Annotated in this window: 5 protein-coding genes; 1 reads left to right on the top strand and 4 read right to left on the bottom strand. The window is 62.0% G+C overall.

From position 1 onward, the window contains the following. The 4 genes from RIF85_RS14715 to RIF85_RS14700 form a co-directional block, all read right to left on the bottom strand. Positions 1-727 (bottom strand): HAD family hydrolase (locus RIF85_RS14715; RefSeq protein ID WP_309072649.1); only part of this gene is annotated, 727 nt, incomplete at its 3' end. Further along, entirely contained in the window at positions 717-2,216 is a 1,500-nt protein-coding gene (gltX, locus tag RIF85_RS14710) for a glutamate--tRNA ligase (RefSeq protein ID WP_309072648.1), read from the bottom strand. The genes RIF85_RS14715 and gltX, both read right to left, overlap by 11 nt. Before the next feature lie 47 nt (positions 2,217-2,263). Continuing rightward, positions 2,264-3,037 (bottom strand): fumarylacetoacetate hydrolase family protein, encoded by a 774-nt coding sequence (locus RIF85_RS14705; protein WP_309072647.1) that lies wholly within the window; start codon positions 3,035-3,037, stop codon positions 2,264-2,266. Between the two features lie 94 nt (positions 3,038-3,131). Next, positions 3,132-3,272, bottom strand: coding sequence for a hypothetical protein (locus RIF85_RS14700; protein ID WP_309072646.1), 141 nt, complete (start codon positions 3,270-3,272; stop codon positions 3,132-3,134). Between the two features lie 249 nt (positions 3,273-3,521). On the opposite strand from RIF85_RS14700, the gene RIF85_RS14695 reads away from it, so the two are divergent. Beyond that, positions 3,522-4,429, top strand: a 908-nt coding sequence (locus tag RIF85_RS14695) for a hypothetical protein (RefSeq protein ID WP_309072645.1), incomplete at its 3' end; no start/stop codon positions are given.

The raw sequence follows: 4,429 nt of genomic DNA, 5'->3' as shown, positions 1-4,429 counted from the left end.
ACCGGATGTCCGGCACGATTCGCAAAACGTCCCGGAGGGAGGTGATTCGACGGCCGATGAAGCCGGATTCCTGCACCCCGCTACGGTCCAGCCATACGCCGACCAGGCCGGCACTCTCGGCGCCCTGAGCATCGAGCACGGGGTTATCTCCGACGTACAGGGTCCGCTCCGGATCCGTGCCCAGCCGGCGTGCGCCTTCCAGGTAAATGGCCGGGTCGGGTTTGGCTACCCCGACCGTGTCAATCCCGACGAGCGCCGCGACGCGCTGCAGGCCTGCCTTATCCAGCTTTGCCCTCTGGTAGTCGTGCACGTTATTGCTGACCGCCCCGTAGGGAATTCCGCGGCGGTCCAGTTCATCAAGGACGGGAAGCACGTCGTCATACGGTTCGAAGTGGAGCGGCAGGATGGCCTCATACGCGTGATTCCAACGCGCCGCTGCTTCGCCCTCCAGCGGTTCAGCAAGGAAGGATGCCTGCGCGTGCCGAGCTCTACGGATTCGTTGTTCCGTGAAACTCAGCTTCCCGGCCAGGAACTGGTCGTAATATCCATGTGGGTCCCGTGTATAGAGCTGCTTGTACTCGGCCCACTCCGCCTCGCTGAGGTGCGCGAGGGTATCAGCCCCAATGTGGTGCAGGGTCCGGCCCATTGCAGTTTCGAGATCAACGAGGGTGTCATCGATGTCGAAGAGTACGCCCTGAACTATCGGCGCGGCAGTATTATTTTCCACGCAATGCCCTCACGCGCGCCAATGAAGACTCCTTACCCAGAATGACCATCGACTCAAACAAGGGCGGCGAGATTTTGCGCCCCGAAACGGCCGTCCGCACCGGCCCGAAGGCGACGCGCGGCTTCAGTCCGAGTTCTTCCACGAGGGCGCCACGCAACGCCGCCTGGATGGAGTCGGCAGTCCACTCCTCCAGCGGCTCAAGCGCACGCAGGGCCGCGTCCAGAACCTCCTCATAATTCGCCGGCAAACCCTTGCGGGCGTCTTCCGCAACCTCGATCTCTTCATCGGCGCGGAACAGGAAACCGAGCATCTCGGGCGCTTCTCCGAGTAGCGTGATGCGTTCCTGAATCAGGGGTGCGGCCTCCGTGAGGACGGTCAGCTCATGTGAGCTGATGGTGGCACCGAGAAGACCCGCAGACTGTAGATAGGGAACCAGCCGCATCCGGAAGTCCTCCGGGTCCAGCAGGCGGACGTGCGATCCGTTGATTGCCTCGGCCTTCTTCACATCGAAGCGCGCAGGATTCGCCAACACATCATGCACGTCAAACTTCTCAACCAGCTGGTCGACGGTGAAGATGTCCTCGTCAGCGCTCAGGGACCAGCCCAGCAATGAGAGATAGTTGAGCAGCCCCTCGCGGATGAAGCCGCGTTCCCTGTGAAGGAAGAGGTTGGATTCCGGGTCCCGTTTGGACAACTTCTTGTTGCCCTGTCCCATGACATAGGGGAGGTGGCCGAAAAGCGGCATGTAGCGGGCCACGCCAATGTCGATGAGGGCGCGATAGAGCGCAACCTGACGCGGCGTCGAGGAGAGCAGGTCTTCCCCGCGCAGCACATGGGTGATGCCCATGAGCGCGTCATCAACCGGATTGACGAGCGTGTAGAGCGGAGCTCCGTTCGCCCGCACGACCGCAAAGTCCGGAACGCTTCCCGCGGCGAAGGTGATGTCGCCGCGCACGAGGTCAGTGAAAGTAATGTCCTCGTCCGGCATGCGAAGACGAAGAACCGCAGGCCGGCCCTCCGCTTCGTAGGCGGCTTTCTGCTCCTCGGTGAGGTTCCGGTCGAAATTGTCATACCCCAGCTTGACGTCGCGTCCGGCAGCCTTGTGCCGCTCCTCCACCTCTTCCGGTGTGGAGTAGGACCTGTACAGGTGTCCTGCCGCCACCAGCCGGGCGATGACGTCCTGGTAGAGGTCGCCTCGCTGCGACTGACGATACGGAGCATGCGGTCCTCCGACCTCAACACCCTCATCCCAATCGATGCCCAGCCAGGTCAACGCCTCGAGAAGCTGCTCGTAGCTCTCCTCACTGTCGCGGGCGGCATCGGTATCCTCGATCCGGAAGATCATCTTTCCGCCGGTGTGCCGGGCGTATGCCCAGTTGAACAGTGCGGTACGTATGAGACCGACGTGCGGCACTCCGGTCGGCGAGGGGCAAAAGCGGACCCGGACTGGAGTTTCTGGCGTGACAGTGGGGAGATCGGCAGTAGTCATGATGGACCCCAGTCTACTGTCCGGCTGATCGCGTCCCGGGCCGCGACCTACCTGCGGACGGGGTTGGACAACCGCCCGATGCCCTCAATTTCGACCTCGTACCTCTGCCCCTCGCTGATGAGCCCCACCCCGGCGGGAGTTCCGGTGAGGATAAGGTCGCCGGGCAGAAGCGTGAAAGCCTGGGAAACGTAGGACACCAGTTCCTTGACTCCCCAGATCATCTGATTGGTAGAGCCGTCCTGCCTGAGCTCACCGTCGAGCCAACCGCGCACAACCAAATTCTCAGTGTCCAGCTCCGTCTCAATCCATGGTCCGATCGGGCAGGAGGTGTCGAACCCCTTGGCACGTGCCCACTGATTGTCGGTCTTCTGAATATCGCGGGCGGTGAGGTCATTAGCGCACGTGTAGCCGAAGACCACGTCATCCACGCGTTCCACCGGCACATCCTTACAGATCCGGCCGATGATGACCGCGAGCTCCGATTCATAGGAGATTTCATCGGAGAAGGAGGGAAGCACGATCGGATCGCCGGGACCGACGACAGAGGTGTTCGGCTTGAGGAACATCAGCGGGGCGGGCGGAACCTCATTGCCCAACTCAGCAGCATGGTCCGCGTAGTTGCGGCCGATTCCCACTACCTTGCTGCGAGGAATCACAGGTGCGAGCAGCCGAACATCCTCAAGTTTGTGGCGCGCTCCCGTGGGCTGGATTCCCCCGTAGAAGGGGTCACCGCTGATGACGGCAATCTCTTCCGCCCCCTCGGGTCCTTCGACGAGGCCGAACGCTGGATCATCGTTGAGCACAAACCGGGCGATACGCATGGACCCTAGGCTAGTACAGACTCGGCCTTTCAACGCGAAGGACCGTCCGAGCACCCAGGTGGCTCGAACGGTCCTTTGGACACTTCAGAAACTGTCAGTGGGGCCAGTCATCGATCATGATCCCGTAGGAGACAACCGTCCTGGGCGTGGACGCGCTATCCCCCGCTACAGCCGCAGTACCCCCTCCCAGCGCAAGGGCCGCCGTGAGCAAGAGAACTGCGGGAAGTCGTTTCATGACAGATTCCTTCGCTTAGGAGTGCAGAGTCACTGACACCAGATTGACTCAGTATACGAACGATGTGTGATACACAACACCCCCGAGGCGAGGAAAGAACCCGCGATGTTCGACCCCTTTCACGTTCTGCCGTGTTCCTCCGGGTATCTGTCTCAATGCATTCTTTCCGCATAAACTCAGGGACAGTCGCATCGGGTTCTCGGGAGCATTCTGCGACTGTCCGGCGCAACCTCAACGCAAGGGGGAAGGGTGGCAGCACAACAGTCGGGCGATCTCGTTATGTATGAGCTGCGAGCGCGTGAAGCGTGGAGCCAGCGCGATTATCGTGCAGCAAGGCTGCTTGCGGCCTCTGCAGTCGCACTCGCAGCGCGGGCAGAGGATCACCGCGCCTGGTGGAACATGACCTTTCTGCAGGCTGAGTGCCTACGCGAGGAAGGTCATCTCGATGAATCACTCCAATCAGCTGAGGTGCTCGGCACCAGCAGCCTGTCCCTCGAGTCAGATGCGTTGAAAGCGAGGGTCCACACCCTCGCGGCGGTGTGCCAGCAGGGCCTGGGGCACCTGGATCAAGCGGTGGACAGCGCCACGATTGCGGTGAAAAGCGCCGCCACCGTCGCGGACGCCCCCGAGCTGCAGATCGAGGCTCATCACGCCCTCATCGCCGCCCTCGCCGAGAGTGACAGGCTGGACGAAGCATGGAGTACGTGTCTCGACCTCTCCACGCACATCACTCCGGGCATCCATACCCAGACGGCGGGCAAGGCCTACTGGGTGATCGGGAACGTTGCGTTCATGCGCCATCAGGTGGAGGACGGCACCCGATTCCACCGCCTCGCCGCTGAACATCTCACGCCGAACAATGACCTTGAGCTCTGGGCCAGGTTCAATCGGGCCTCAGCCTCGCGGCGTCTCGCCGCCGGTGTCGTTGATGCGGAGACACTTGAGTGCATTGAACGAGCCGAGGTAGCCAGCTCCATTGTGGGCGGGACGGAGCGGGATCAACTGCAGCTTTCCCTCACACGCGCGCATTGGCTCTTCCTCACCGGGCAGCTGAACGCAGCGGTGGAACGGTTACGGCCGATCTGCGCGGAAGGCACGGCGCTCTCCCGCCAGACGGAAGGAGAAGCCAACCTGCTGCTGGCCCAGGCGCTTTCAGC

The sequence above is a fragment of the Arthrobacter sp. genome (assembly GCF_031179385.1).
Lineage (GTDB): Bacteria > Actinomycetota > Actinomycetes > Actinomycetales > Micrococcaceae > Arthrobacter_D.
This window is presented reverse-complemented; position numbering and strand designations above follow the sequence as displayed.

Excerpts from the sequence above, each read along its gene's own strand:
- gltX (WP_309072648.1), bottom strand. The coding sequence starts at position 2,216 with ATGACTACTGCCGATCTCCCCACTGTCACGCCAGAAACTCCAGTCCGG.
- RIF85_RS14705 (WP_309072647.1), bottom strand. The coding sequence starts at position 3,037 with ATGCGTATCGCCCGGTTTGTGCTCAACGATGATCCAGCGTTCGGCCTC.
- RIF85_RS14700 (WP_309072646.1), bottom strand. The coding sequence starts at position 3,272 with ATGAAACGACTTCCCGCAGTTCTCTTGCTCACGGCGGCCCTTGCGCTG.